Annotated in this window: 39 protein-coding genes; 3 read left to right on the top strand and 36 right to left on the bottom strand. The window is 69.7% G+C overall.

Translation table 11 applies throughout. The annotated features are described in order from the left end of the window. Positions 1-327: 327 nt before the first annotated feature. Positions 328-1,947, bottom strand: coding sequence for an ABC-F family ATP-binding cassette domain-containing protein (locus C6N75_RS08935; protein ID WP_105868335.1), 1,620 nt, complete (start codon positions 1,945-1,947; stop codon positions 328-330). 70 nt (positions 1,948-2,017) lie between these two features. Between C6N75_RS08935 and C6N75_RS08930 the strand changes: the two genes are divergently transcribed. Beyond that, positions 2,018-3,097 carry a hypothetical protein gene (locus C6N75_RS08930; RefSeq protein WP_105868334.1) on the top strand — a complete coding sequence of 360 codons (1,080 nt, stop codon included), beginning with the start codon at positions 2,018-2,020 and terminating at the stop codon, positions 3,095-3,097. Here the strand turns inward: C6N75_RS08930 and truA are convergent. From truA to rpsJ, 31 genes are all read right to left on the bottom strand, one after another. Next, a complete protein-coding gene (truA, locus tag C6N75_RS08925; RefSeq protein WP_105868315.1) occupies positions 3,077-3,940 on the bottom strand; it encodes a tRNA pseudouridine(38-40) synthase TruA in 864 nt (287 codons plus the stop codon). The two genes, C6N75_RS08930 and truA, sit on opposite strands and share 21 nt — an antisense overlap. Before the next feature lie 83 nt (positions 3,941-4,023). Beyond that, entirely contained in the window at positions 4,024-4,524 is a 501-nt protein-coding gene (gene rplQ / locus C6N75_RS08920; RefSeq protein ID WP_105868314.1) for a 50S ribosomal protein L17, read from the bottom strand. A 127-nt stretch (positions 4,525-4,651) separates the two neighbouring features. After that, entirely contained in the window at positions 4,652-5,674 is a 1,023-nt protein-coding gene (locus tag C6N75_RS08915; RefSeq protein ID WP_003956430.1) for a DNA-directed RNA polymerase subunit alpha, read from the bottom strand. A 188-nt stretch (positions 5,675-5,862) separates the two neighbouring features. Further along, positions 5,863-6,267 (bottom strand): 30S ribosomal protein S11, encoded by a 405-nt coding sequence (gene rpsK, locus C6N75_RS08910; RefSeq protein ID WP_003956432.1) that lies wholly within the window; start codon positions 6,265-6,267, stop codon positions 5,863-5,865. A gap of 65 nt (positions 6,268-6,332) precedes the next feature. Further along, positions 6,333-6,713, bottom strand: coding sequence for a 30S ribosomal protein S13 (rpsM, locus tag C6N75_RS08905; RefSeq protein WP_105868313.1), 381 nt, complete (start codon positions 6,711-6,713; stop codon positions 6,333-6,335). A 210-nt stretch (positions 6,714-6,923) separates the two neighbouring features. Continuing rightward, positions 6,924-7,037 carry a 50S ribosomal protein L36 gene (gene rpmJ, locus C6N75_RS08900; RefSeq protein WP_003956441.1) on the bottom strand — a complete coding sequence of 38 codons (114 nt, stop codon included), beginning with the start codon at positions 7,035-7,037 and terminating at the stop codon, positions 6,924-6,926. Between the two features lie 60 nt (positions 7,038-7,097). Further along, a complete protein-coding gene (gene infA / locus C6N75_RS08895; protein WP_003956442.1) occupies positions 7,098-7,319 on the bottom strand; it encodes a translation initiation factor IF-1 in 222 nt (73 codons plus the stop codon). A gap of 169 nt (positions 7,320-7,488) precedes the next feature. Next, the gene (gene map, locus C6N75_RS08890) at positions 7,489-8,325 is read right to left on the bottom strand and encodes a type I methionyl aminopeptidase (RefSeq protein ID WP_105868312.1); all 837 of its coding nucleotides are present in this window, start codon (positions 8,323-8,325) and stop codon (positions 7,489-7,491) included. Between the two features lie 131 nt (positions 8,326-8,456). Next, the gene (locus C6N75_RS08885; protein WP_105868311.1) at positions 8,457-9,122 is read right to left on the bottom strand and encodes an adenylate kinase; all 666 of its coding nucleotides are present in this window, start codon (positions 9,120-9,122) and stop codon (positions 8,457-8,459) included. After that, positions 9,122-10,438 (bottom strand): preprotein translocase subunit SecY, encoded by a 1,317-nt coding sequence (secY, locus tag C6N75_RS08880; RefSeq protein ID WP_105868310.1) that lies wholly within the window; start codon positions 10,436-10,438, stop codon positions 9,122-9,124. The genes C6N75_RS08885 and secY overlap by 1 nt, the downstream gene beginning before the upstream one ends. Before the next feature lie 377 nt (positions 10,439-10,815). Then, positions 10,816-11,271 carry a 50S ribosomal protein L15 gene (gene rplO, locus C6N75_RS08875; protein WP_105868309.1) on the bottom strand — a complete coding sequence of 152 codons (456 nt, stop codon included), beginning with the start codon at positions 11,269-11,271 and terminating at the stop codon, positions 10,816-10,818. 1 nt (position 11,272) lies between these two features. Then, complete coding sequence (gene rpmD, locus C6N75_RS08870; RefSeq protein ID WP_105868308.1) at positions 11,273-11,455, bottom strand: 50S ribosomal protein L30; 183 nt, start codon at positions 11,453-11,455, stop codon at positions 11,273-11,275. Beyond that, positions 11,455-12,060: a 30S ribosomal protein S5 gene (gene rpsE / locus C6N75_RS08865; protein WP_005313527.1), complete on the bottom strand. Its 606-nt coding sequence runs from the start codon at positions 12,058-12,060 to the stop codon at positions 11,455-11,457. The genes rpmD and rpsE overlap by 1 nt, the downstream gene beginning before the upstream one ends. Before the next feature lie 38 nt (positions 12,061-12,098). Next, on the bottom strand, positions 12,099-12,482 hold the full coding sequence (gene rplR, locus C6N75_RS08860; protein ID WP_105868307.1) for a 50S ribosomal protein L18: 384 nt from the start codon (positions 12,480-12,482) through the stop codon (positions 12,099-12,101). Between the two features lie 2 nt (positions 12,483-12,484). After that, positions 12,485-13,024 carry a 50S ribosomal protein L6 gene (gene rplF / locus C6N75_RS08855; protein WP_105868306.1) on the bottom strand — a complete coding sequence of 180 codons (540 nt, stop codon included), beginning with the start codon at positions 13,022-13,024 and terminating at the stop codon, positions 12,485-12,487. Between the two features lie 21 nt (positions 13,025-13,045). Then, a complete protein-coding gene (rpsH, locus tag C6N75_RS08850; protein WP_006347222.1) occupies positions 13,046-13,444 on the bottom strand; it encodes a 30S ribosomal protein S8 in 399 nt (132 codons plus the stop codon). A 234-nt stretch (positions 13,445-13,678) separates the two neighbouring features. Continuing rightward, entirely contained in the window at positions 13,679-13,864 is a 186-nt protein-coding gene (locus tag C6N75_RS08840) for a type Z 30S ribosomal protein S14 (RefSeq protein ID WP_003948630.1), read from the bottom strand. A 5-nt stretch (positions 13,865-13,869) separates the two neighbouring features. After that, the gene (gene rplE / locus C6N75_RS08835; RefSeq protein WP_105868305.1) at positions 13,870-14,427 is read right to left on the bottom strand and encodes a 50S ribosomal protein L5; all 558 of its coding nucleotides are present in this window, start codon (positions 14,425-14,427) and stop codon (positions 13,870-13,872) included. Beyond that, positions 14,427-14,750: a 50S ribosomal protein L24 gene (rplX, locus tag C6N75_RS08830; RefSeq protein WP_105868304.1), complete on the bottom strand. Its 324-nt coding sequence runs from the start codon at positions 14,748-14,750 to the stop codon at positions 14,427-14,429. The genes rplE and rplX overlap by 1 nt, the downstream gene beginning before the upstream one ends. 2 nt (positions 14,751-14,752) lie before the next feature. Beyond that, on the bottom strand, positions 14,753-15,121 hold the full coding sequence (rplN, locus tag C6N75_RS08825) for a 50S ribosomal protein L14 (RefSeq protein WP_003956455.1): 369 nt from the start codon (positions 15,119-15,121) through the stop codon (positions 14,753-14,755). Between the two features lie 138 nt (positions 15,122-15,259). Further along, positions 15,260-15,553, bottom strand: a complete 294-nt coding sequence (rpsQ, locus tag C6N75_RS08820; RefSeq protein WP_105868303.1) for a 30S ribosomal protein S17 — start codon at positions 15,551-15,553, stop codon at positions 15,260-15,262. Beyond that, a complete protein-coding gene (rpmC, locus tag C6N75_RS08815) occupies positions 15,553-15,777 on the bottom strand; it encodes a 50S ribosomal protein L29 (protein ID WP_105868302.1) in 225 nt (74 codons plus the stop codon). Before rpmC ends, rpsQ begins: the two co-directional genes overlap by 1 nt. Then, on the bottom strand, positions 15,777-16,196 hold the full coding sequence (gene rplP / locus C6N75_RS08810; protein ID WP_105868301.1) for a 50S ribosomal protein L16: 420 nt from the start codon (positions 16,194-16,196) through the stop codon (positions 15,777-15,779). The genes rpmC and rplP overlap by 1 nt, the downstream gene beginning before the upstream one ends. A gap of 5 nt (positions 16,197-16,201) precedes the next feature. Next, positions 16,202-17,032 (bottom strand): 30S ribosomal protein S3, encoded by an 831-nt coding sequence (gene rpsC, locus C6N75_RS08805; RefSeq protein WP_105868300.1) that lies wholly within the window; start codon positions 17,030-17,032, stop codon positions 16,202-16,204. Continuing rightward, positions 17,032-17,379 (bottom strand): 50S ribosomal protein L22, encoded by a 348-nt coding sequence (gene rplV, locus C6N75_RS08800; RefSeq protein WP_004571827.1) that lies wholly within the window; start codon positions 17,377-17,379, stop codon positions 17,032-17,034. The genes rpsC and rplV overlap by 1 nt, the downstream gene beginning before the upstream one ends. 50 nt (positions 17,380-17,429) lie before the next feature. Continuing rightward, a complete protein-coding gene (gene rpsS, locus C6N75_RS08795) occupies positions 17,430-17,711 on the bottom strand; it encodes a 30S ribosomal protein S19 (RefSeq protein WP_005481224.1) in 282 nt (93 codons plus the stop codon). A gap of 12 nt (positions 17,712-17,723) precedes the next feature. Then, entirely contained in the window at positions 17,724-18,560 is an 837-nt protein-coding gene (rplB, locus tag C6N75_RS08790) for a 50S ribosomal protein L2 (protein ID WP_105868299.1), read from the bottom strand. A 39-nt stretch (positions 18,561-18,599) separates the two neighbouring features. Further along, the gene (rplW, locus tag C6N75_RS08785) at positions 18,600-18,920 is read right to left on the bottom strand and encodes a 50S ribosomal protein L23 (RefSeq protein WP_105868298.1); all 321 of its coding nucleotides are present in this window, start codon (positions 18,918-18,920) and stop codon (positions 18,600-18,602) included. After that, complete coding sequence (gene rplD, locus C6N75_RS08780; RefSeq protein ID WP_105868297.1) at positions 18,920-19,570, bottom strand: 50S ribosomal protein L4; 651 nt, start codon at positions 19,568-19,570, stop codon at positions 18,920-18,922. Before rplD ends, rplW begins: the two co-directional genes overlap by 1 nt. An 8-nt stretch (positions 19,571-19,578) precedes the next feature. Beyond that, positions 19,579-20,223 carry a 50S ribosomal protein L3 gene (rplC, locus tag C6N75_RS08775; RefSeq protein ID WP_105868332.1) on the bottom strand — a complete coding sequence of 215 codons (645 nt, stop codon included), beginning with the start codon at positions 20,221-20,223 and terminating at the stop codon, positions 19,579-19,581. Between the two features lie 13 nt (positions 20,224-20,236). Beyond that, positions 20,237-20,545: a 30S ribosomal protein S10 gene (gene rpsJ / locus C6N75_RS08770; RefSeq protein WP_003948644.1), complete on the bottom strand. Its 309-nt coding sequence runs from the start codon at positions 20,543-20,545 to the stop codon at positions 20,237-20,239. A gap of 526 nt (positions 20,546-21,071) precedes the next feature. Between rpsJ and C6N75_RS08765 the strand changes: the two genes are divergently transcribed. Together C6N75_RS08765 and C6N75_RS08760 are read left to right on the top strand one after the other, a co-directional pair. Further along, positions 21,072-21,260, top strand: a complete 189-nt coding sequence (locus C6N75_RS08765) for a CsbD family protein (RefSeq protein ID WP_105868296.1) — start codon at positions 21,072-21,074, stop codon at positions 21,258-21,260. Between the two features lie 464 nt (positions 21,261-21,724). Continuing rightward, the gene (locus tag C6N75_RS08760) at positions 21,725-22,741 is read left to right on the top strand and encodes a YihY/virulence factor BrkB family protein (protein ID WP_256105237.1); all 1,017 of its coding nucleotides are present in this window, start codon (positions 21,725-21,727) and stop codon (positions 22,739-22,741) included. 69 nt (positions 22,742-22,810) lie between these two features. Here C6N75_RS08760 and C6N75_RS08755 read toward each other — a convergent pair whose 3' ends face one another. The 4 genes from C6N75_RS08755 to C6N75_RS08740 all read right to left on the bottom strand — a co-directional run bounded on the left by C6N75_RS08755 (position 22,811) and on the right by C6N75_RS08740 (position 25,486). Continuing rightward, positions 22,811-23,569 carry a hypothetical protein gene (locus C6N75_RS08755; protein WP_258177300.1) on the bottom strand — a complete coding sequence of 253 codons (759 nt, stop codon included), beginning with the start codon at positions 23,567-23,569 and terminating at the stop codon, positions 22,811-22,813. Between the two features lie 198 nt (positions 23,570-23,767). Further along, entirely contained in the window at positions 23,768-24,004 is a 237-nt protein-coding gene (locus tag C6N75_RS08750; RefSeq protein ID WP_258177299.1) for a hypothetical protein, read from the bottom strand. A gap of 124 nt (positions 24,005-24,128) precedes the next feature. Beyond that, positions 24,129-24,821 (bottom strand): dTDP-4-dehydrorhamnose 3,5-epimerase family protein, encoded by a 693-nt coding sequence (locus C6N75_RS08745; RefSeq protein ID WP_105868293.1) that lies wholly within the window; start codon positions 24,819-24,821, stop codon positions 24,129-24,131. Between the two features lie 107 nt (positions 24,822-24,928). Then, positions 24,929-25,486, bottom strand: coding sequence for a TetR/AcrR family transcriptional regulator (locus C6N75_RS08740; RefSeq protein WP_105868330.1), 558 nt, complete (start codon positions 25,484-25,486; stop codon positions 24,929-24,931). Positions 25,487-25,544 lie beyond the last annotated feature (58 nt).

Genomic DNA, 25,544 nt, shown 5'->3' with positions numbered 1-25,544 from the left:
CCACCGGCTCGGCAGAGCACGGCGGACGGGGTCCTGACAAGGCCACCCGGACGACTACGACAGCCGTGACCGCACTGCGGTGACGCAAACCGCGCGCTGGTCGCTGGTCGTCGACCCGGTGGACCGGCGTAAGGGCCCCTCACGTGAGATAGAGCAAGCCAATACGCATAACGAACCAGAAGAATACGCGGGCTCCCCCGCCCGGGTCAAAACGCCGGGACACCCGCCCGGGGCCCGGCCCGCATCCCCGGGCCGGGACGCCTCCGGCCGAGGGGGCCGCGTGCGCCGGACCGCCGTGCGCCGGACCGCCGTACGCCAGGCCGCCGGCTACCGCGCCCGCTCCACCCGCCGCTCGTCCCACACCGGCTCCGCCGTCTCCCGCACCCGCCCGTCCGAGCCGAAGACCAGGTACCGGTCGAAGGCGCGGGCGAACCAGCGGTCGTGCGTGACGGCCAGCACCGTCCCGTCGTACGCCTCCAGACCCGCCTGGAGCGCCTCGGCCGACTCCAGGTCGAGGTTGTCCGTCGGCTCGTCCAGCAGCAGCGCGGTCGTGCCGGACAGTTCGAGCAGCAGGATCTGGAAGCGGGCCTGCTGGCCGCCGGAGAGCCGGTCGAAGGACGTCTCGCCCTGCCGGTCCAGCTCGTAGCGGCGCAGCGCCGACATCGCCGCGCCCTTGTCCTTCGCGTGCTCGGTCCACAGGATGTCGACCAGGGTGCGGCCGGTCAGCTCGGGGTGCGCGTGGGTCTGCGCGAAGTGGCCGGGCACCACCCGGGCGCCCAGCTTCCAGGCGCCGGTGTGCGCCACCTCCTCGCCGGCCAGCAGCCGCAGGAAGTGCGACTTGCCCGAGCCGTTGGAGCCCAGCACGGCGACCCGCTCCCCGTAGAACACCTCCAGCGAGAACGGCTTCATCAGCCCGGTCAGCTCCAGCTCCGCGCAGGTCACCGCCCGCACCCCGGTGCGCCCGCCGCGCAGCCGCATCCGGATGTCCTGCTCGCGCGGCGGCTCCGGCGGCGGACCGGCCTCCTCGAACTTCCGCAGCCTGGTCTGCGCCGCCGCGTACCGCGACGCCATCTCGTGGCTGACCGATGCGGCCTGCCGCAGGTCCAGCACCAGCCTCTTGAGCTGCGCGTGCTTCTCCTCCCAGCGCCGCTTCAGCTCCTCGAAGCGGGCGAACCGCTCGCGCCGCGCCTCGTGGAAGGTGCCGAAGCCCGCACCGTGCACCCACACGTCCGCCCCGGCCGGGCCCGGCTCCACCGCGACGATCTTCTGCGCGGCCTTCGCCAGCAGCTCCCGGTCGTGCGAGACGAACAGCACGGTCTTGCGGGTCTGCTCCAGCTTCTCCTCCAGCCAGCGCTTGCCGGGGACGTCCAGGTAGTTGTCCGGCTCGTCCAGCAGCAGCACCTCCTCGGGGCCGCGCAGCAGCGCCTCCAGCACCAGCCGCTTCTGCTCGCCGCCGGAGAGCGTGCGCACCTGCCGCCACTGCGCCTTGTCGTACGGCATGCCGAGCGCCGCCGTGGTGCAGATGTCCCAGAGCGTCTCCGCCTCGTAGCCGCGCGCCTCGGCCCAGTCGCTGAGCGCCTGCGCGTACCCCATCTGCGCGGCCTCGTCGTCGACCGTCATGATCAGGTGCTCGGCCGCGTCCACCGCGCGGGCCGCCTCCCGGATACGCGCCGGAGAGACGGACACCAGCAGGTCCCGCACGGTCTGCTCGTCGCGCACCGACCCGACGAACTGCGGCATCACCCCGAGCCCGCCGGAGACGGTCACCGTCCCGCCGTGCGGCTGGAGCTCTCCGCTGATCAGCCGCAGCAGCGTCGTCTTGCCCGCGCCGTTCGGCCCGACCAGCGCCACCACCGCGCCCTCGCCCACCCGGAACGACACGTCACCGAGCAGCGCCCGGCCGTCGGAGAGGTGGTACTCCAGGTGCGCGGCCTCCACATGTCCCATGCCGCGCATTGTCGCCGCCGCCCCCGCTCGGGCCCAAACGGATTAACCCGAGCCATCTAAGATGCCCGGCATGAGCTTTGGTGGGGGGCCCTCGTGGCCGGGTGAGCCGGGGCCGGGGTCGGAGAACCAGCCGCCCTACGGACAGCAGCAGGCACAGCAGCCGCACGGGCAGCAGCAGTACGGGCAGCAGTACGGCGCGCGGAGCGGCGATCAGCACGGCCACGGATACGGCCAGTCATACGGCCAGTCATACGGGCAGGAGTACGGCCAGGGGTACGGGCGGCAGCCCGGCGCGCCCTCCCCCGTCCCCTACCAGGAGCCGTACGGGCAGCCCTCCGACCTCTTCCCCTCCGCCGCCGAGACACCCGACTGGACCGCGCTCGCCGACGCCTCAGCGGCCCGCAAGCGCCGCCGCAGGCTGCTGGTGACCGGCGCCGCCGCACTGGCCACCGCCGTGGTCGGCACCGCCATCGCGGTCGCCGTGGTCAGCTCCGGGGAGGGCGGTGCCGCCACCGCCGCGCCCCGCGACAGCACCGCGCCCGAGCTGCCGGGCGGCGCGTCGGGCGAGCCGCAGCCGACGTTCTCCTCGGTGGCGCCCCCGCCGCCGCCGGACCCGATGGACTACATCTCCGACCCGGCCAAGGACACCGCGCCGCTGACCGCCGAGTCCCTCTTCCCCGGCAAGCAGCTCACCATCGGCGAGCACGCCTACACCCGGGGCGCGACCGCCGCCACCGCCGACTGCGCCGCCGCCGGGCAGGGCGGCCTGGCCGGGGTGCTGGCCCGGCACGGCTGCGACCGGATGGTCCGCGCCACCTTCGAGCGCGACGGCGTGGCCGTCACCGTCGGGATCGCCGTCTTCGACTCCCCGGAGGCCGCGCAGAAGGTGAAGAAGGAGGCGGTCGGCGGGGTCACCACGCTCGCCGGCGCCGGGGTCGACCCGTTCTGCCAGGCCCGCACCGTCTGCCTGCGCCGGGCCAACGCGGTGGGCCGCTACGCCTACTTCACCCAGGCCGGCTTCACCAGCGGCAAGCGGGTCACCACCGCCGACCGGAAGGTCTTCGCCGGCAGCGACGACCTGGGCACCTTCGCCTTCGACCGGATCCACGCCCGCGGGCGCGAGCAGGCCTCAGCAGCAGCCGGCGGCTGAACCCCCGGGCAGGGTGCGCTTGTTGCGGGCCTCCAGGCTGCGGGCGGCCAGCAGCTCGTCGGCCGGATAGCCGACCTCCTCCAGGGTCAGCCCGTGCGGCCGTACGACGTGCACCGCCGAATCCCGCACGCCGGCGGCCAGCACCTTGCCCGGCCACTCCACCGGGCGGTGCCCGTCGCCGACGAACAGCAGCGCGCCGACCAGCGAGCGGACCATGTTGTGGCAGAAGGCGTCCGCCTTCACCGTGGCCTCCAGCACCCCGGACGCGAGCCGCTCCCAGCGCAGCTCCTGGAGGGTGCGGATGGTGGTGGCGCCCTCCCGGCGCTTGCAGTACGCGGCGAAGTCGTGCTCGCCGGTCAGCCGCTCGGCGGCCGCGTTCATCGCGTCCGCGTCCAACGGCCAGTCGTGCCACAGCACATGGCCGCGCAGCAGCGGGTCGACCCCGCCCGGGTCGTCGGTGACGCGGTAGGCGTAGCGCCGCCAGACCGCGGAGAACCGGGCGTTGAAGCCCGCGGGGGCCTCCGCCACCCGCCGGATCCGCACGTCGTGCGCGAGGCGCCCGGCCAGCCGCCGCAGCAGCTTGTCCCGGTGCTCGGCCCACAACTCCTCGGGCAGGTCGACGTGGGCGACCTGGCCGCGGGCGTGCACACCGGCGTCGGTGCGGCCGGCGACGGTCAGCTCGTACGTGCGCTCCGAGCGGGTCACGGTGCGCAGCGCGTCCTCGATGTCCCCCTGCACGGTCCGCTGACCGCGGGCCTGCTTGGCCCAGCCGTGGAAGTCCCGCCCGTCGTAGCTCAGGTCCAGCCGCACCCGGACGAATCCGGGCTCCACCTCGTCACTCACCCACCCACTCCTCTCGTACGCGGACGGGCCCGCCCCCCGAAAGATCAGGGAGCGGGCCCGCTTACCGCAGGTCAGCCGGACGCTCAGGCGTCCTTGGCCTCGGCGTCCTTCGACTCCTCGGCCGGAGCGTCGGCGGCGGGGGCCTCGTCGGCCTTCTTCGCCTCGTCCTCCTTGACCGCGCGCTTGGTGGCGGCCTCGGCCTCGTCGACGGTCGCCTTCTTGGCGATCTCGCCCTCGACCAGCTCGATCACGGCCATCGGGGCGTTGTCGCCGCGACGGTTGCCGATCTTGGTGATCCGGGTGTAGCCACCCGGGCGCGCCTCGTAGCGCGGGGCGATCTCGGTGAAGAGGGTGTGGACGATGCCCTTGTCGGTGATCGTCTGCAGCACCAGGCGACGGTTGTGGATGTCGCCCTTCTTCGCCTTGGTGATCAGGCGCTCGGCGACCGGACGCAGGCGGCGGGCCTTGGCCTCGGTCGTGGTGATGCGGCCGTGCTCGAAGAGCGACTTCGCGAGGTTCGCGAGAAGCAGCTTCTCGTGCGCGGCGCTGCCGCCCAGACGGGCTCCCTTGGTGGGACGCGGCATGGTGTTTCTCCTCGTGTCTGCACCGGCCGTACCAGGTACCGGTGTCAGTTACCGACGGGCGACTTCCCGCCGGAAGCTTGGTGCGCGCGAGTGCCGGGGCGCGCGGCCCCGGCCCTCACGGTGCTGCTCAGTACTGCTCGGTCTCCACGAAACCGGCGTCCGCGTCGTCGTCGGCGCCGAAGGCGTCGGCGGCGGCGGTCGGGTCGAACCCGGGAGGCGAGTCCTTCAGGGCCAGGCCCATGCCGGCGAGCTTCGCCTTGACCTCGTCGATCGACTTGGCGCCGAAGTTGCGGATGTCGAGCAGGTCCGCCTCGGAGCGGGCGACGAGCTCGCCCACCGAGTGGATGCCCTCACGCTTGAGGCAGTTGTAGGAGCGGACGGTCAGCTCCAGCTCCTCGATCGGCAGCGCGAGGTCGGCGGCCAGGGCGGCGTCCGTGGGGGACGGGCCCATGTCGATGCCCTCGGCGTCGATGTTGAGCTCGCGGGCCAGGCCGAACAGCTCGACCAGGGTCTTACCGGCCGACGCCATGGCGTCGCGCGGGCGCATGGCCTGCTTGGTCTCGACGTCGACGATCAGCTTGTCGAAGTCGGTGCGCTGCTCGACTCGGGTCGCCTCGACCTTGTAGGTGACCTTGAGGACCGGCGAGTAGATGGAGTCGACCGGGATGCGGCCGATCTCCTGGCCGACCTGCTTGTTCTGCACGGCGGAGACGTAGCCGCGACCGCGCTCGACGGTCAGCTCCATCTCCAGCTTGCCCTTGCCGTTGAGGGTGGCGAGGACGAGGTCGGGGTTGTGCACCTCGACGCCGGCCGGCGGGGCGATGTCGGCGGCGGTGACCAGACCCGGGCCCTGCTTGCGCAGGTACATCACGACCGGCTCGTCGTGCTCGGAGGAGACGACGAGCTGCTTGATGTTGAGGATCAGGTCGGTGACGTCCTCCTTGACACCCGGCACGGTGGTGAACTCGTGCAGGACGCCGTCGATGCGGATGGACGTGACCGCCGCACCCGGGATCGAGGAGAGGAGCGTACGGCGGAGGCTGTTGCCGAGGGTGTAGCCGAAGCCCGGCTCCAGCGGCTCGATCACGAACCGGGAGCGGTACTCGTCGACGACCTCTTCGGTCAGTGAGGGACGCTGAGCGATCAGCATGGTGGGTTTTCCTTCAGTCGTGGACGCCCGCTATTTGACGTCCTCTGGAACTGCGTACTGCAAGGGTACGGGCGGCACGACCCGAAGGGGCCGTACCGCCCGGACCTCACAGGCAGGTCAAGCGCGCTGCGTCAGACGCGGCGGCGAGGATCACCCCCGCATACCCGGGGAACGCCGCCTGACGTGCGTCAGACGCGGCGGCGCTTGGGCGGCCGGCAGCCGTTGTGCGGGGTGGGGGTGACGTCCTGGATGGAGCCGACCTCCAGGCCGGTGGCCTGGAGCGAGCGGATCGCGGTCTCACGGCCGGAGCCGGGACCCTTGACGAAGACGTCGACCTTGCGCATGCCGTGCTCCTGCGCGCGGCGGGCGGCCGACTCGGCGGCCATCTGCGCGGCGAAGGGGGTGGACTTGCGCGAGCCCTTGAAGCCGACGTGGCCGGCGGAGGCCCAGGAGATCACGTTGCCCGAGGGGTCGGTGATCGAGACGATCGTGTTGTTGAACGTGCTCTTGATGTGCGCGTGGCCGTGAGCGACGTTCTTCTTTTCCTTGCGGCGCACCTTCTTGGCAGCGCCCTGACGTCCCTTGGGGGGCATCTCTTAACTCCTACGGGAGGTGGTCGGTCCTACAGCGAAGACCGCTGGTGAGCGTCCGCTGAGGACTACTTCTTGCCCGGCTTCTTCTTGCCGGCGATCGCGCGACGCGGGCCCTTGCGGGTACGGGCGTTGGTGCTGGTGCGCTGACCGTGGACGGGCAGGCCGCGGCGGTGGCGCAGACCCTGGTAGCAGCCGATCTCGACCTTGCGGCGGATGTCGGCCTGGATCTCGCGGCGGAGGTCGCCCTCGGTCTTGAGGTTGGCGTCCACGTACTCGCGGATCTTGACCAGGTCCTCTTCGGAGAGGTCACGAACGCGGGTGTTCGGGTTCACACCGGTCGAGGCGAGGGTTTCCTTCGCCAGGGTGCGGCCGATGCCGAAGACGTAGGTGAGTGCGACCTCCACGCGCTTTTCGCGCGGGATGTCGACACCGGAAACGCGTGCCATTCACTGGCTCCTGTGTACTCGGGGGTCTGCCGCAGCACCGGTCCCGACCGCCGACCCCGTCCGCACGGATGCGGAGGGAGTGGTACGTCCGGGTCCCCGGCCCCCACCGGAGGTGCCGCCAGCCCTCGACGGGCCAGGCGGGTGCTGCGTATGTACGGATTGTGCTGCTCGCGTCGCGCGAAGGTACTGCGAGGTGCAGGTTGGCGTGCGTCAGCCCTGGCGCTGCTTGTGGCGCAGGTTGTCGCAGATGACCATGACCCGGCCGTGGCGGCGGATCACCTTGCACTTGTCGCAGATCTTCTTGACGCTCGGCTTGACCTTCATGGGATGTGAGGTTCTCCGGGTCAGTGCAAGGGCCCCGTCGGGACGGGGACCCGGCAAGATCTACTTGTAGCGGTAGACGATCCGGCCACGCGTCAGGTCGTACGGGGAGAGCTCCACGACGACCCGGTCGTCCGGGAGGATACGGATGTAGTGCATACGCATCTTGCCGGAGATGTGCGCGAGGACCTTGTGACCGTTCTGGAGCTCCACCTTGAACATGGCGTTCGGCAGGGACTCGATCACGGTGCCCTCGATCTCGATGGCACCTTGCTTCTTGGCCACGCTTCGCCCTTCGAATCGGCTACCTTGATCGACTCCCGCTGCCCCGGTGCGGACACGCGGGTACACGAGAGCCGACGCATCAGTCTACGCCAGCCCTGTGGAAAACACGAATCGAGGATTCTGCCCCGCTACGGAGATCCTTACCCGTATCCCACGCCGGTAAGGCGCGTCAGGCCAGGGGGTCGGGGGCGGCCGTGACGCCCAACTGGGCGAGCTTGGCCCTGCCGCCGTCGGGCGCGGTGAGCACCAGCGGGCCGTCCTCGGTGAGCGCGACCGAGTGCTCCCAGTGCGAGGACCAGCTCCCGTCCGTGGTGATCACCGTCCACTGGTCCTCCAGCACCTCGGTGCGGGCGGTGCCCAGCGACACCATCGGCTCGATGGCCAGGCAGAAGCCCGGCACCAGCTTGGGGCCCTTCCCTCGCTTGCGGGAGACGTAGTTCAGCAGGTGCGGGTCCATGTGCATCTCGGTGCCGATGCCGTGGCCGCCGTAGTCCTCGATGATCCCGTACTTGCCGGTGGCCGGGCGGGGCTGGCGGCGGATGTAGGTCTCGATGGCCCGGGAGACGTCCACCAGCCGGTTGCCGTTCCTCATGGCGGCGATCCCGGCCCACATCGACTCCTCGGTGACCCGGGAGAGCTCGATCAGCTCGGGGGCGTGACCGGTGCCGACGAACGCGGTGTAGGCGGCGTCGCCGTGCCAGCCGTCCACGATGGCGCCGCAGTCGATCGAGATGACGTCGCCGTCCTTGAGGACGGTCTCGTCGTCCGGGATGCCGTGCACGACGACCTCGTTCACCGAGGTGCAGATGGTCGCGGGGAAGCCGCCGTAGCCCAGGAAGTTCGACGTGGCGCCGGCCTCGGCGATCACCTTGCGGGCGACCTGGTCCAGGTCCCTGGTGCTGGTCCCGGGCACCGCGGCCTCGCGGGTCGCCGCGTGGATGGCGGCGACGACCAGGCCCGCCTCGCGCATCTTCGCGATCTGCTCGGGAGTCTTGATCTGCACCATGACGGCTGGGGCCCTTCCAACGGGAGTACGGCGGGGGTGGCGGGGTTCACGCGGCGGCACGCGGCCGCGGTCCGCCCTCACCACGATACGGCGGCNNCGGCGGCACGACCTCGACTCGCGGTGCTGCGGTGCTACGCGGCCTGGTCGCCGCGCCCCTGCAACGCGCGCATCGCGCGCTCGGTGACCTCGTCGACCTTGGCCAGCGCGGAGATGGTGGCGACCAGCCCCTGCGCCTTGTAGTAGTCGATGATCGGCTCGGTCTCGGTGTGGTAGACCTCCAGCCGCTTGCGGACGGTCTCCTCGGAGTCGTCCTCGCGCTGGTACAGCTCGCCGCCGCAGACGTCGCAGACGCCCTCGGTCTCGGGCTGGTTGTAGACCACGTGGTAGACGTGCGCGCCGTTGCTGCGGCAGATCCGGCGGCCGGCGATCCGCTTGACGACCTCGTCCTCGGGGACCTCCAGGTCCAGGACGGCGTCCAGCTTGAGACTCTTCTGCTCCAGGATCGCGTCCAGCGCCTCGGCCTGGGCGACGTTGCGCGGGAAGCCGTCGAGGAGGAAACCGTTCTCCGCGTCGGCCTGCTCCATGCGGTCCTTCGCCATGCCGACGGTGACCTCGTCGGGGACGAGGTTGCCCGCGTCCATGTACGCCTTGGCCTGCTTGCCGAGCTCGGTGCCCTGGCTGATGTTCGCCCGGAACAGGTCGCCCGTGGAGATGTGCGGAATCGACAGGTTCTGAGCGAGGAACGCGGCCTGCGTTCCCTTGCCGGCGCCGGGCGGCCCGACGAGGACGATTCGCATCAGCGGAGGAACCCTTCGTAATTGCGCTGCTGGAGCTGGCTCTCGATCTGCTTCACGGTCTCCAGCCCCACACCCACGATGATCAGGATGCTCGTCCCGCCGAACGGGAAGTTGGGGCTCGATCCGCCGAAGCCGGCCAACGCCACTGTCGGCACGAGAGCGATCAGACCCAGGTACAGCGAGCCCGGCCAGGTGATCCGGTTGAGCACGTAGCTCAGGTACTCGGCAGTAGGTCGACCAGCCCGGATACCCGGGATGAAGCCACCATACTTCTTCATGTTGTCGGCCACTTCCTCGGGGTTGAAGGAGATGGCGACGTAGAAGAAGGCGAAGAACACGATCAGTACGAAGTAGACCGCCGTGTGGATCGGCTTGCCGTCCACGAGGTTCTGCTGGATCCAGGCCGACCAGCCGGAGGTGCTGCCGGAGAACTGGCCGATCAGGATCGGGATGTACAGCAGCGACGAGGCGAAGATGACGGGGATGACACCCGCCTGGTTCACCTTGAGCGGGATGTAGGTGGAGGTCCCGCCGTAGGAGCGGCGCCCGATCATGCGCTTCGCGTACTGGACCGGGATGCGGCGCTGGGCCTGCTCGACGAAGACGACGAGCCCGACCATCACGAAGCCGACCAGGATGATGAAGCCGAACTCGATCCAGCCGCCGGCGAGGGTGCCGCTCTTCTTGATGGCCCACAGGGCGCTGGGGAAGCTGGCGGCGATCGAGATGAACATCAGGATCGACATGCCGTTGCCGATGCCGCGGTCGGTGATCAGCTCACCGAGCCACATCACCACGGCGGTGCCGGCGGTCATCGTGATCACCATGGTGACGATGACGAAGATCGACTGGTCCGGCACGATCTGGCTGGCGACCTGGCAACCGGAGAACAGCGCACCGCTCTTGGCGGTGGCGACCAGGCCGGTGCCCTGGAGGATGGCGAGCGCGACCGTCAGGTAGCGCGTGTACTGCGTGATCTTCGCGGTGCCTGACTGACCCTCCTTCTTGAGGGCCTCCAGACGCGGGATCACCACGGTCAGGAGCTGGAGGATGATGCTCGCCGTGATGTACGGCATGATGCCGAGCGCGAAGATGGTGATCTGCAGCAGGGCGCCGCCACTGAACAGGTCCATCAGGCCGAGCAGGTTGTTGTCGCCCTGCCGGGCCTGGTTGACGCAGATCTGGACGTTCTCGTAGCTCACACCGGGCACGGGGATGTGCGCCCCGAACCGGTAGATCACGATGATGCCGAGCGTGAAGAGCAGCTTCTTACGCAGGTCGGGCGTCTTGACCGCCCGGGCGAACGCGGTGAGCACGGTGCCTCCTGCGACCCCCGCGCGAGAGCGTCAGAGGCGACGGGTTCGAATAATCAGCGGTTTACCTGGCTGGGCGGCACCGTGCCAGCACAGTGCCGCCCAATCCTCAACGTCGCCACCCTACCCGCCCCGGCGGCGCCCGGGAAACATCTGCCGGGGCCCGGAAACCCCGGGAAGTCGGGGGGAACGGCTGGTCGGAGTCCGAAAGCGTCCCCCCGCACGGGGGGACGTTCACCGACATGTGTGACCACGTCCACGAATCGCACAGTAGGCGGCGGGACTTCGGGCGCACACGCCGACGGCCCGGCCGGAGCCCCCTGAGGGGCGTCCGGCCGGGCCGTACGACGTGTCACCGCGGCCACGGGGGCCGCGCGGGCTCAGACGAGCTCGGTGACGCTGCCGCCCGCGGCGGCGATCTTCTCCTTGGCGGAGCCCGAGACGGCGTCCACCGTCACGGTCAGCGCCACGGAGACCTCGCCCTGGCCCAGGACCTTGACGAGGCTGTTCTTGCGCACCGCGCCCTTGGCGACCAGGTCGGCCACCGTGACCTCGCCACCCTCGGGGTAGAGCGAGGCGAGCTTGTCCAGGTTCACGACCTGGTACTCGGTGCGGAACGGGTTCTTGAAGCCCTTGAGCTTCGGGAGACGCATGTGGAGGGGCATCTGCCCGCCCTCGAAGCGCTCCGGAACCTGGTAGCGGGCCTTGGTGCCCTTGGTGCCACGACCGGCCGTCTTACCCTTCGACGCCTCACCGCGACCGACACGGGTCTTCGCGGTCTTGGCGCCGGGGGCGGGACGGAGGTTGTGGGCCTTCAGCGGGTTGTTCTCCGCCATGTCAGTCAACCTCCTCAACCGTCACGAGGTGGCGGACGGTGTGCACCATGCCGCGGAACTCGGGGCGGTCCTCCTTGACGACCACGTCGCCGAGGCGCTTGAGGCCCAGGCTCCGCAGGGTGTCGCGGTGGTTCTGCTTGCTGCCGATGTACGACTTGGTCTGCTTGATCCGGAGCTGCGCCATCACGCACCAGCCCCGGCACGCGCACGCAGCAGGGCCGCGGGGGCCACGTCCTCCAGGGGCAGACCGCGGCGGGCCGCGATCTCCTCGGGACGCTGGAGGCCCTTGAGGGCCGCCACGGTCGCGTGCACGATGTTGATCGCGTTGTCCGAGCCGAGCGACTTCGACAGGATGTCGTGCACGCCGGCGCACTCCAGGACGGCGCGCACCGGGCCACCGGCGATCACACCGGTACCGGGGGAAGCCGGCTTGAGCAGGACGACGCCCGCGGCCTTCTCGCCCTGGATGGGGTGCGGGATGGTGCCCTGGATACGGGGGACCTTGAAGAAGTGCTTCTTGGCCTCCTCAACACCCTTGGCGATGGCGGCCGGCACCTCCTTGGCCTTGCCGTAACCGACACCCACGGTGCCGTCACCGTCGCCCACCACGACCAGCGCGGTGAAGCTGAAGCGACGACCACCCTTCACAACCTTGGCAACGCGGTTGATCGCGACGACGCGCTCGACGTACGCGGTCTTCTCGGCGGCAGCAGCGCCGCCGTCACGGCCCTTCCGGTCCCGCCGCTCGCCGCCACCGGCACCGCTTCCGCGGCGCTGGGGTCCAGCCATTGGATTTACCTCTCTCTTTTCCGCTAGCTACGGGCCGACTAGAACTTGAGGCCGGCTTCGCGGGCGGCGTCCGCCAGGGCGGCGATGCGCCCGGCGTACTGGTTGCCGCCACGGTCGAACACGACAGCCTCGACGCCGGCGGCCTTGGCACGCTCGGCCACGAGCTGGCCGACCTGCTTCGCCTTCGCCGACTTGTCGCCCTCGCCGCCGCGGATGGAAGCGTCCAGGGTGGACGCCGACGCCACGGTGTGACCCTTGAGGTCGTCGATCACCTGAGCGGTGATGCCCCGGTTGGACCGGCTGACGACGAGGCGCGGACGCTCCGCCGTACCGGCGATCTTCTTGCGGATACGGATGTGGCGACGCTTGAGAGCCGCACCCTTGTACGCCTTGCCCTTGGCGATCTTGACGCCGTATGCCATGGCTACTTACCAGCCTTTCCGACCTTGCGGCGGATGACCTCGCCGGCGTACTTGACGCCCTTGGCCTTGTACGGGTCGGGCTTGCGCAGCTTGCGGATGTTCGCGGCGACCTCGCCGACCTTCTGCTTGTCGATGCCCTCGACCGAGAACTTGGTCGGCGACTCGACCTTGAAGGAGATGCCCTCGGGCGCCTCCACCAGGATCGGGTGGCTGTAGCCGAGCTGGAACTCCAGGTTGGAGCCCTTCGCGGCGACGCGGTAACCGACACCGCTGATCTCAAGAGCCTTCGTGTACCCCGTGGTCACACCGGTGATCATGTTGGCCACCAGCGTGCGGGACAGGCCGTGCAGGGCCTTGTTCTGACGCTCGTCGTTGGGGCGGTTGACGTTCAGCACGCCGTCCTCGCCCTTGACGACCTCGATCGGAGCGGCGACGGTGTGGCTCAGGGATCCCTTGGGGCCCTTCACCTGGACCGTGCGGCCATCGATGGTGACGTCCACACCGGCGGGAACCGTGATGGGGAGCTTGCCGATTCGCGACATTGGCTTTTCCTCCGTTCCCGACTACCAGACGTAGGCGAGGACTTCCCCACCCACGCCCTTCTTCTGCGCCTGCTGGCCGGTCAGGAGACCGTGGGACGTGGAGATGATCGCCACGCCCAGGCCGCCGAGGACCTTCGGCAGGTTGGTGGACTTCGCGTAGACCCGCAGGCCCGGCTTCGAGATCCGCTTGATGCCCGCGATGGAGCGCTCACGGTTCGGACCGAACTTGAGCTCGAGGACGAGGTTCTTGCCGACCTCGGCGTCCTCGACCTTCCAGCCCGTGATGAAGCCCTCCTGCTGGAGGATCTCCGCGATGTGAGACTTGATCTTGCTGTGCGGCATGGTCACGGAGTCGTGGTACGCCGAGTTCGCGTTCCGCAGACGCGTGAGCATGTCTGCGATCGGATCAGTCATGGTCATGAAGTGGCCTTCGGCCTCTCTCGCCGGGGTTTCCTATCTGCGCCATCCCTCTCCCCGCTCAGAGGCGGGACGGGTGCGGCACGGGGACCTACGGCGTAGTAAGCGTTGTTAGCGGGTTCGACCCGCGGGCGTACGGGCGGCAGACGCCCAACCCCACTAGCTTACGACACGTGGGGCGGGGCATCTGCCGACCAGATGCTTACCGAGAGACTCCGGTCTTCCCCGAGAAGGGGATTACCAGGAGCTCTTGGTCACGCCCGGCAGCTCGCCGCGGTGAGCCATCTCACGAAGGCACACGCGGCACAGGCCGAACTTGCGGTACACGGAGTGGGGGCGGCCGCAGCGCTGGCAGCGGGTGTAGCCACGCACACCGAACTTGGGCTTGCGAGCAGCCTTCGCGATAAGGGCCTTCTTCGCCATCTCGCTTACGCCTCCTTGAACGGGAAGCCGAGGTGACGGAGGAGGGCCCGGCCCTCGTCGTCGTTGGTCGCCGTGGTCACCACGGTGATGTCCATACCCCGGACGCGGTCGATCTTGTCCTGGTCGATCTCGTGGAACATGACCTGCTCCGTGAGACCGAAGGTGTAGTTGCCACGGCCGTCGAACTGCTTGGGGGACAGGCCGCGGAAGTCGCGGATGCGCGGGAGCGCGAGCGACAGGGTGCGGTCCAGGAACTCCCACATGCGGTCGCCACGGAGCGTGACGTGGGCGCCGATCGGCTGGCCCTCGCGCAGCTTGAACTGCGCGATGGACTTGCGGGCCTTGGTGACGGCCGGCTTCTGGCCGGTGATCGTGGTGAGGTCGCGGATGGCGCCCTCGATCAGCTTGGAGTCGCGGGCGGCGTCGCCCACACCCATGTTGACCACGACCTTGACGAGGCCGGGAACCTGCATGACGTTCTCGTACTTGAACTCGTCACGCAGCTTGCCCGCGATCTCCTCGCGGTACTTCGTCTTGAGACGCGGAGTGGTGGTGGTAGCCATCAGATGTCCTCACCCGTCCGCTTGGCAACGCGGATCTTGTTGCCCTCGTCGTCGAAGCGGTAGCCGACCCGGGTCACGACCTTGTTGCCGTCCTTCTCGACGACGAGCTGGACGTTGCTCACGTGGATCGGGGCCTCGGTGGTGACGATGCCGCCGGCCTGGGAGGCGCGGCCCGGCTGGTTGGCCTTGGTGTGCTTCTTGACCCGGTTGACACCCTCGACCAGGACGCGGTCCTCGCGGGGGAAGGCCGCGATGACCTTGCCCTGCTTGCCCTTGTCCTTACCGGTGATGACCTGGACCAGGTCGCCCTTCTTGATCTTCATGCTTACAGCACCTCCGGCGCGAGCGAGATGATCTTCATGAACTTCTTCTCGCGCAGCTCACGGCCCACCGGGCCGAAGATACGGGTGCCGCGAGGGTCGCCGTCGTTCTTCAGAATGACGGCGGCGTTCTCGTCGAAGCGGATGTACGAGCCGTCCTGGCGGCGGCGCTCCTTGACGGTGCGAACGATGACCGCCTTGACGACGTCACCCTTCTTCACGTTGCCACCGGGGATCGCGTCCTTGACGGTGGCGACGATGACGTCACCGATGCCCGCGTAGCGGCGACCGGAGCCACCGAGAACACGGATGCAAAGGATCTCCTTGGCACCAGTGTTGTCGGCGACCCGCAGTCGCGACTCCTGCTGGATCACGTCTATCTCCTGATCGTCTGCCGGTTCCCGGGGGCCGTCCTGGGACGGCCCCCGAGCCTGGCGGAACTGTGCCGGGACGTGTGCGCCCCGGCGGGGGTGATGCGGGGCCCTCCCCCTTCGGGGAGGGCGCCCGCAAAATTACTTGGCCTTCTCGAGGATCTCGACGACGCGCCACCGCTTGGTGGCGGACAGCGGCCGGGTCTCCATGAGGAGGACGCGGTCGCCGACGCCGGCGGCGTTCTGCTCGTCGTGCGCCTTGAGCTTGTTGGTACGGCGGATGACCTTGCCGTACAGCGCGTGCTTGACGCGGTCCTCGACGGCGACGACGACGGTCTTGTCCATCTTGTCGCTGACGACCAGACCCTCGCGGGTCTTGCGGAATCCGCGGGCCTCGGTCTTCTCGGGGTTCTCAGTCACGTTGCTCTCGCTCATCAGGCGCTCTCCACCGTCTCGATGCCGAGCTCGCGCTCACGCATCAGGGTGTAGATCCGGGCGATGTCCTTACGGACGGACTTGAGCCGACCGTGGTTCTCGAGCTGGCCCGTCGCCGCCTGGAAGCGGAGGTTGAACAGCTCTTCCTTGGCCTCGCGGAGCTTGTTGACGAGCTCCTCGTTGCCCAGCTCGCGCAGCTCCGACGCCTTGGTACCGGTCGACATCACAGCTCACCTGCCTCGCGCTTGACGATCTTGCACTTCATCGGCAGCTTGTGAGCCGCACGGGTCAGGGCCTCGCGCGCGATCTTCTCGTTCGGGTAGGACAGCTCGAACATGACGCGTCCGGGCTTGACGTTCGCGATCCACCACTCCGGGGAACCCTTACCGGAACCCATGCGGGTCTCGGCCGGCTTCTTGGTGAGCGGACGGTCCGGGTAGATGTTGATCCAGACCTTGCCGCCACGCTTGATGTGGCGGGTCATCGCGATACGCGCCGCCTCGATCTGGCGGTTGGTCACGTACGCCGGAGTGAGGGCCTGGATGCCGTACTCGCCGAACGCAACCTGCGTACCACCCTTGGACATGCCGTCGCGCTTGGGGTGGTGCTGCTTGCGGTGCTTGACCCTACGGGGGATCAGCATGACGGTCAGGCCTCCGTTCCGGTGCTTTCAGCAGCCGGAGCGGCGGTGGCCTCGGCCTTGGGGGCCTCGGCACCGGTGCTCTGCTGCTGCGGCTTGCGGCCGCGGCCGCCACGCTCGCCACCGCGGCCACCACGGGCCGGGCGGTCGGCGCCGCCACGGGCCGGGCGGTTGCCGGCGCGGGCGGCGGCGTTCTCGGCGCGGACCTCGGCGATGTTCTTGACGTCGCCCTTGTAGATCCACACCTTGACGCCGATGCGACCGAAGGTGGTCTTGGCCTCGAAGAAGCCGTACTCGACGTTCGCGCGCAGGGTGTGCAGCGGCACACGGCCCTCGCGGTAGAACTCCGAGCGGGACATCTCGGCGCCGCCGAGACGGCCACCGCACTGGATCTTGATGCCCTTGGCGCCCGCCTTCATCGCCGACTGCATGCTCTTGCGCATGGCGCGGCGGAAGGAGACGCGGGAGGAGAGCTGCTCGGCGACGGCCTGGGCCACCAGCTGAGCGTCCACCTCGGGGTTCTTGACCTCGAGGATGTTGAGCTGGACCTGCTTGCCGGTCAGCTTCTCCAGGTCGCCGCGGATGCGGTCGGCCTCGGCGCCGCGGCGGCCGATCACGATGCCCGGGCGGGCGGTGTGGATGTCGACGCGGACGCGGTCGCGGGTGCGCTCGATCTCGACCTTGGAGATGCCGGCGCGCTCCATGCCGGACGTCATCATCCGGCGGATGGCGACGTCTTCCTTGACGTAGTCCTTGTACAGCTTGTCGGCGTACCAACGCGACTTGAAGTCGGTGGTGATGCCGAGCCGGAACCCATGCGGGTTAACCTTCTGGCCCATTACCGGGTTCCTTCCTTGCTGCTGACGACCACGGTGATGTGGCTGGTCCGCTTACGGATCCGGTAGGCGCGGCCCTGGGCACGCGGACGGAACCGCTTCAGGGTCGGGCCCTCGTCCACGTACGCCTCGCTGATGACCAGCGAGGAGGCGTCCGTGTGGTCGTAGTTGTGCGCGGCGTTGGCGATGGCGCTGTCCAGCACCTTGCCGACGGGCACGCTGGCGGCCTGCGGGGCGAAACGCAGGACCGCCTGAGCCTCCGTGGCGTCCATGCCACGGATGAGGTCCACCACGCGGCGGGCCTTCATGGGCGTGACGCGGATGTACCGCGCCTGGGCCCTGGCTTCCATGGTTGTCCCTTCAGTGTCTGACACGTTCGTCATGGTCTGTCACCCCGCAATTAGCGGCGCTTCGACTTCCGGTCGTCCTTGACGTGACCCCGGAAGGTGCGCGTCGGCGAGAACTCGCCGAGCTTGTGGCCGACCATCGACTCGGTGACGAACACCGGGATGTGGGTCTTGCCGTTGTGCACCGCGATCGTGTGGCCGAGCATGGCCGGGATGATCATCGAGCGACGGGACCAGGTCTTGATGACGTTCTTGGTGCCGGCTTCGTTCTGTACGTCCACCTTCTTGATGAGGTGGTCGTCGACGAAGGGCCCCTTCTTGAGACTGCGCGGCATCTAAACCCGCTCCTAGCGCTTCTTGTTCGTCTTGCGGCGGCGGACGATGTACTTGTTCGAAGCCTTCTTCGGCGAACGAGTACGACCCTCCTTCTGACCCCACGGGCTGACCGGGTGGCGACCACCGGAGGTCTTGCCCTCACCACCACCGTGCGGGTGGTCGACCGGGTTCATCGCCACACCGCGGACGGTCGGGCGAACGCCCAGCCAGCGCTTGCGGCCGGCCTTGCCCCAGTTGATGTTCGACTGCTCGGCGTTGCCGACCTCACCGATGGTGGCGCGGCAGCGCGCGTCCACCATGCGGATCTCGCCGGACGGCATACGGAGGGTCGCCATGGCGCCCTCACGCGCGAGGAGCTGCACCGAGGCGCCGGCGGAGCGGGCGAACTTGGCGCCGCCACCGGGGCGGAGCTCGATCGCGTGCACCGTGGTGCCGACGGGGATGTTGCGCAGCGCCAGGTTGTTGCCGGGCTTGATGTCGGCGCCGGGGCCGTTCTCGACCCGGTCGCCCTGGCTCAGGCCACGGGGGGCGAGGATGTAGCGCTTCTCGCCGTCCACGTAGTGCAGGAGCGCGATGCGCGCGGTGCGGTTCGGGTCGTACTCGATGTGCGCGACCTTCGCCGGCACGCCGTCCTTGTCATGGCGACGGAAGTCGATGACACGGTAGGCGCGCTTGTGGCCACCGCCCTGGTGGCGGACGGTCACACGACCGGTGTTGTTACGGCCGCCCTTGCTGTGCAGGGGGCGGACCAGCGACTTCTCCGGCGTGGACCGCGTGATCTCGACAAAGTCGGCGACGCTGGAGCCACGACGGCCCGGAGTCGTCGGCTTGTACTTGCGGATACCCATTTCTCAGTCCTCGTCCGATATTCGGACCAGGGCGCTCCGTTAGGAGGCCTGGCCGAAGATGTCGATACGGCTGCCCTCAGCAAGGGTGACGATGGCGCGCTTGGTGTTGGCGCGCTTACCGAAACCGGTGCGGGTGCGCTTGCGCTTGCCCTGGCGGTTGATCGTGTTCACGCCGGTGACCTTGACCGAGAAGATGGCCTCGACGGCCTGCTTGATCTGGGTCTTGTTGGCGCGGGGGTCCACGACGAACGTGTACTTGTTCTCGTCCAGCAGGGCGTAGCTCTTCTCGGAGACGACCGGCTTGACCAGGATGTCGCGCGGGTCCGAGAAGGTCTTGCTGGTGACGACGGCCTCGCTCATCAGGCGTCGCTCCCTTCGGTCTCAGCGGTCTGGGGGCCAGACACGAAGGACTCGAGGGCGGCCTTGGTGAAGACCACGTCGTCGGAGACGATCACGTCGTACGTGTTGAGCTGGCCCGGCTCCAGGATGTGCACCTGGGGCAGGTTGCGGGCGGACAGCCACGCGGCCTCGTCGGAGCGCTCGACGACCAGGAGCAGGTTCTTGCGCTCCGAGATCTTGCCGAGCAGCGTCTTGGCGGCCTTGGTGGAGACGTCCCCGTCGACCACGCCGGTGACGACGTGGATACGGGAGTGGCGCGCCCGGTCGGAGAGGGCGCCACGCAGGGCGGCGGCCTTCATCTTCTTGGGGGTGCGCTGCGAGTAGTCACGCGGCACGGGGCCGTGGACGACGCCACCGCCGGCGAACTGCGGGGCGCGGGTCGAGCCCTGACGGGCGCGGCCGGTGCCCTTCTGGCGGTACGGCTTCTTGCCACCGCCGCGGACTTCGCCACGGGTCTTGGTCTTGTGCGTGCCCTGGCGGGCAGCGGCGAGCTGAGCGACGACGACCTGGTGGATCAGCGGAACGCTGGTCTTGGCGTCGAAGATCTCCGCGGGGAGATCGACGGTCCCGGCCTTGTCGCCCGCCGGCGAAAGGATGTCAATGGTGCTCATCGGTTACCTCAGGCCCCCTTGGCCGCGGTACGGACCAGGACGAGGCCGCCGTTCGGACCAGGAACCGCGCCCTTGATGAGCAGCAGACCCTTCTCCGCGTCAACGGCGTGGACGGTCAGGTTCTGGGTGGTGACCCGCTCGTTGCCCATGCGGCCCGCCATGCGGAGGCCCTTGAACACGCGGCCCGGGGTGGCGCAGCCACCGATGGAACCGGGCGAGCGGTGCTTGCGCTGGGTGCCGTGTCCGGCGCCCAGGCCACGGAAGTTGTGGCGCTTCATGACACCGGCGAAGCCCTTGCCCTTGCTCTTGCCGGTGACGTCGACCTTCACGCCCGCCTCGAAGACCTCGGCGGTGACTTCCTGGCCGAGGGTGTACTCGGAGGCGTCGGCGGTGCGGATCTCCACCAGGTGGCGGCGCGGGGTGACGTCGGCCTTGGCGAAGTGGCCCTTGAGGGGCTTGTTCACCTTGCGCGGGTCGATCTCGCCGAAGCCGATCTGGACCGACTCGTAGCCGTCGGTGTCGTTGGTGCGGACCTGGGTGACGATGCAGGGCCCGGCCTTGACGACGGTCACCGGGACGACCCGGTTGTTCTCGTCCCAGACCTGGGTCATGCCGAGCTTCTCGCCCAGGACGCCCTTAATGTTCTTTGCCATCTCGCGCGTCACCTCAGAGCTTGATCTCGATGTCGACGCCGGCCGGCAGGTCGAGACGCATGAGCGAGTCGACCGTCTTCGGCGTGGGGTCGAGGATGTCGATGAGGCGCTTGTGCGTGCGCATCTCGAAGTGCTCGCGCGAGTCCTTGTACTTGTGCGGCGACTTGATGACGCAGTACACGTTCTTCTCAGTGGGCAGCGGCACCGGGCCCGCGACCGACGCACCGGTACGGGTCACCGTCTCGACGATCTTCTTCGCCGAGGAGTCGATGACCTCGTGGTCGTAGGCCTTGAGCCGGATGCGGATCTTCTGTCCCGCCATGGCTACTCAGTAGTCCTGTCTCTCGTAACGCTCTGGAACCTGGTGGGCCGCGGCCTGCTCGGCCGCTCGCCGGTCCTCCGACCCACGCGGTCGGGCGTGTCGCACTCCCTCTACGTAGAAGTCCCGAAGGATTTCCCAACCAAGGGGGTGCGGTCCCGTGGACCGCGAGGCCGGGGGTGGAACACCCACCGGGTGCCTGGCCGGCGCCCCGCATACGCTTCCCGGAAGATTCCCGTACGTCCGCCCCTGATGAGAGGCGACGAGTACTGTGGGACTCGCTTCCGGTCCCCCCGGCGGGAGGCGCGCAGCATCGGCACTCAACCGAGCAACCCGGACAGTCTGCCATACGGGACGGCGCCTAGGCCAATCGAGCCGAAGAGATTACCCCGCGGGGGTTGGCTGTCAAACCACGCCGCGCCCCGCCGCTCCTCCGGGGGATTGCCTTCCGCCTTCCATGTTTACGCCACCCGTGTCAGGTCATGCGAAGAGCAGACGAAGCACAGCCAACGTGGAGGAGGGCGACAAAATGGCCGCCGACGAGAAGGCGAAGGCGAAGACCGAGCAGGTCACCGGCAAGGTCAAGGAAGCCGCCGGCCGCGCCACGGGCAACGAGCGCCTGGAGGCCAAGGGTCACACCGACCAGGCCAAGGGCCACGCCCGCCAGGCCAAGGAAGACGTCAAGGACGAGCTCAAGGGCAAGAACGACCCGGCGTGACGCCTGGCGTGTGAGCGCGGACATACCGGAGGGGGCCCGTACGTCCGTCCCTGGCGGGGCGCACTCGATCGGGACGTGCGCGCCCCTTCCCCGGTTCGCGCGGGACGCGGCCGGACCGGGTACGGAGGCGGGGCGCACCGATCTCGTGCGGAGTCGGCTCGGGAGAGGCTCGTGGCCCCTGGTGGCAGACGATGTACGCACCGGGACCGACGCTGACCGCCGGGCCGCCTTCGGTGCCGTCCGACGCGGCATGCTCGGCTCCTGCGTCCCCGACGTCGGGCGGCTCACCGCCGGCGGCTGCGGCTTCACGGCAGCGGCACGCTCGGCCGGCTGCCCCCGATGGGGGTGTGGACCGGCCCGGTGGTCACCCGGGTGGCGCGCCGCCCGTTTCCGGGCGGCGTCGTCGGGATACTCGCAGCGCCATGGCAGCTACCCACCACCCCGGGGACGGGGACGAGGAAAAGATGCGGGGCGCGGGCGGGGCGCCGGGCGAGGGCGCGGAGCGGGTCGGGCCTGACCCGGCCGTGGAGGCGCGGGCGCCGGACAAACCGACCGAGATGCCCAAGCGCTCCTGGGGCGCGCTGCTGAAGCGGACGGTCAAGGAGTTCCAGGACGACGAGCTGACCGACCGGGCCGCCGCGCTCACCTACTACGCGGTGCTGTCTCTGTTCCCGGCCCTGCTGGTGCTGGTGTCGATCCTCGGCCTCGCGGGGAAGTCGGCGACCCAGAGCGTGCTGGACAACCTCCAGAAGCTGGCCCCGGGGCCGGCCCGCGACATCATCACGCAGGCGGTGCAGCAGCTCCAGGGCAGCGGCGGCGTCGGCGGGATCATGGCCGTGGTCGGCCTGGTGCTCGCGATCTGGTCGGCGTCCGGCTACATCGCGGCCTTCATCCGCGCCTCGAACGCGGTCTACGACATGCCCGAGGGCCGCCCGGCGACCAAGGTGCTGCCGCTGCGGCTGGGCCTGACCGTGGTGCTGATGGTGCTGGCCGTCGCCAGCGCGCTGATCGTGGTGTTCACCGGCGGCCTGGCCCGCCGCGCGGGCGACGCGCTCGGGCTCGGGGACACCGCCGTCACGGTGTGGTCGATCGCCAAGTGGCCGGTCCTGGTCATCCTGGTCACCGTCATGATCGCGATCCTGTACTGGGCGGCGCCCAACGCCCGGGGCCGCGGCTTCGCCTGGGTGACCCCGGGAAGCGTGCTCGCCCTGCTGCTGTGGATGCTGGCGTCCGGCGGCTTCGCGGTCTACGTGGCCAACTTCGCCTCGTACAACAAGACCTACGGGACCCTGGCCGGTGTGATCGTCTTCCTGGTGTGGCTCTGGATCACCAATGTGGTGATCCTGCTCGGCCTGGAGTTCGACGCCGAACTCGCCCGCCAGCGCGCCATCGAGGGCGGCCATCCGGCCACCGCCGAGCCCTACGTCGAGCCGCGGGACACCGCCAAGTGGACCGAGGAGGACCGCCGGCACATGGACTGACCCGGCGGGCCGGAGAGCAGGAGGGGCCGCGTCCCGGCGGGACGCGGCCCCTCCCCTTGTCTGTGCCGGTCAGCCGCTCACGGAGACCTTCGCCGGGTCGACGACCTCGCCGGCCGGCGGCTGCTCGACCCGCACCTTCGCGTTGTAGTCGGTGAAGGTCGCCTCGCCGGGCTGCTTGCCGCCCTGGGTGACCGTCTTGAGGATGAACGGCTCGCCCTCGGTGGCGACGTAGAGGGTCAGCTTCTCCCCGTCACCCTGCTCCTTGGTGAGGGTGAGCGCCTCCTTGCCCTCCACCTCGGTGGTCTCCCCGCGCTTGAGGCCCTTGCGCTCGGACTTGTCGTCGTCCATGGCGGCGAGCATGGACTGCTTGTCGCACATGCCCTGGGTGGAGCTGTCGCCCGGCTTGCTCTTGACCCACTTGCCCTGGAGCTGGGCGATCGCCTTGTCGGTACCGGGCTGCCCCTGGAGGGCGGCCTGCCAGAACGGCTCGTTGCCCTTGACGTACGCGGACTGCCCGGCCTGCCGTACGTCGGCCTTGGCGTCCTTCATGGACATGGTCCCCTGGCAGTTGTCCTGCTCGTCGACCTGGAAGTCGACCGTCATCGCCTGCGGTGCGCCCTGCGGCTTCGAAGTCCCGGCGATGCGGACGGACTCGGCGTCCCGGGTCGCCTTCACCGCCTTGGCCGCGATGTCGTCGGCGCTCTGCCCGGCGAACGGCTCGTCGGAGCCCTGCTCGCCGCAGCCGGCCAGCCCGGTGGCGGCCAGACAGACCAGGGCGGCGGTGAGAACGGCGTTCCTCTTCAGCGACTTCCGCGACGTCTCGGCCATGGACGGACCCTCCCCGAGGGAATGAACGAATGATTTCCGACCGCCCTGGCCTTACCTGGCGGAACGGCGAACATTCGGCCATTGATCCATTCCTTTCCGGCCTTGCTTTTCCGGTCTCCGGAAAGAGAAAACGGGGCAGGCGGAAATCCGCCTGCCCCGCATGCCGGAATACCCCGTCCCGGCCCCGGGCGCATCGCGTCAGAGCCGTCGGCGACCCCGGTCACGGAACATGGACGCCCGCGCGACCAGGGCCATGAAGAGCAGCGCCGAGGCGACGGCGACGTACGTCCAGGACCCGGCCACTCCCACCGCCGCGCCGACGGCGGCGAGCAGCGCCCAGGCGCCGAGGATCACGAAGAGGCTCGTCCAGGCGATGTCCGAGACCCGCGAGCGCAGTTGCCCTCGCTGCACCGTCCCGGGCGCCAGGGGTTCCATCGACCGGTCACCATGCATGGGGACCACCCTCCTGTCAGGACCGCGAACACCGACCAGGGCGGGTGATCCGGCCAACGGCCGCCCGCAGCCCGCCCCTTGGGTCTTCGTATATCCCGGTCCCGGGTTATGACACGGGCCGTCCGGCACGAGGCCGCGACCCGGGCGCGGTGCGGTCAGGGTGCCGGGGCGCGACCAGCGCGTCGGGGAGGGCGGGGGCCGCGGACGCCGCCCGCAGGCCCTCGTACCAGGCGGTGCACGCCTCGTACGAGGGCAGCAGCCCGGCCGCCTCGGCCTCCGCCAGGCCCGGCGCGGCGGCGTCCTTGTCCGAGAGCAGCAGCGGGACGTCCGCCGGCCAGTCGATGCCCAGGTCCGGGTCGAGCGGGTGGACGCCGTGCTCGCGGGCCGGGGCGTAGCCGCGGGAGCAGAGGTAGACCACGGTGGCGTCGTCGGTGAGGGCCAGGAAGCCGTGGCCCAGGCCCTCGGCGAGGTGGACGGCGCGGTGGTCGCGGTCGTCCAGGCGGACGGTCTCCCAGGCGCGGTAGGTGGGCGAGCCGGTGCGCAGGTCCACGACGACGTCGAGGACGGCGCCGCGGACGCAGGTCACGTACTTGGCCTGGCCGGGCGGCACGTCGGCGAAGTGGATGCCGCGCAGGGTGCCGCGCGCGGAGACCGAGCAGTTGGCCTGGGCGAGGTCGAGCCGGTAGCCGGCCGCCTCGGCCAGCTCCGGGGCCCGGAACCACTCGTGGAAGCTGCCGCGCCGGTCGGTGAGGACCTTCGGCTCCATGATCCACGCGCCCTCGATGCCCAGTTCCCGCATTCGTACCGCCGTCCTTCCCGGTTCGTCTCAGGTGGTCGGCAGGCTCAACCGGCGGGCGGGCGGGGCGTCACCCGGCGGGGGGCCGTTCGGGTGCCCGGCCCCCCTGCTCACGCGGTGAGCGCGGCGATGGCCGAGCGGGCGAGGTCGTCGAGGTAGCCGTCCGGCACGGGGGTGCGGACCACGGCCAGCCGCCAGTACAGCGGGCCGAGCACCAGGTCGAGCGCCCGGTCCGGGTCGGCGCCCTCGGGCAGTTCGCCGCGCTCGGCGGCGGCCCGCACGATCCGGGCGGCCACGCCTTGGCGGCCGTCCAGCAGCGCGCCGCGGACGGCGTCGGCGATCTCGGGGTGGCGGGCGGCCTCGACCAGCAGGTCCGGGACGACCTGGGAGGCGACCGGGTGGGACAGCGCGGCGGCGGCGACCTCCAGCAGCGCCCGGACGTCCCCGTGCAGCGAGCCGGTGTCCGGCGCGGGGGCGCCCTCGGCGGCGACGGCGGTGATCAGGTCGAGGACGAGGGCGAGTTTGGACTTCCAGCGCCGGTAGACGGCCGTCTTGCCGACGCCGGCGCGCCGGGCGATGCCCTCGATGGACATGCGCGCGAAGCCGACGGCGGCCAGTTCCTCGAAGACGGCCGCGCGGATCGCCTCGGTGACGTCCTCCCGCAGCACGGCGGCGCCGGCGGGGGTCCGGCGGGTGGACGCGGGGTCGCCGGGGGCGGACGGGGCC

Origin of the sequence: Streptomyces solincola (genome assembly GCF_002982015.1) — a bacterium.
GTDB lineage: Bacteria > Actinomycetota > Actinomycetes > Streptomycetales > Streptomycetaceae > Streptomyces > Streptomyces solincola.
This window is presented reverse-complemented; position numbering and strand designations above follow the sequence as displayed.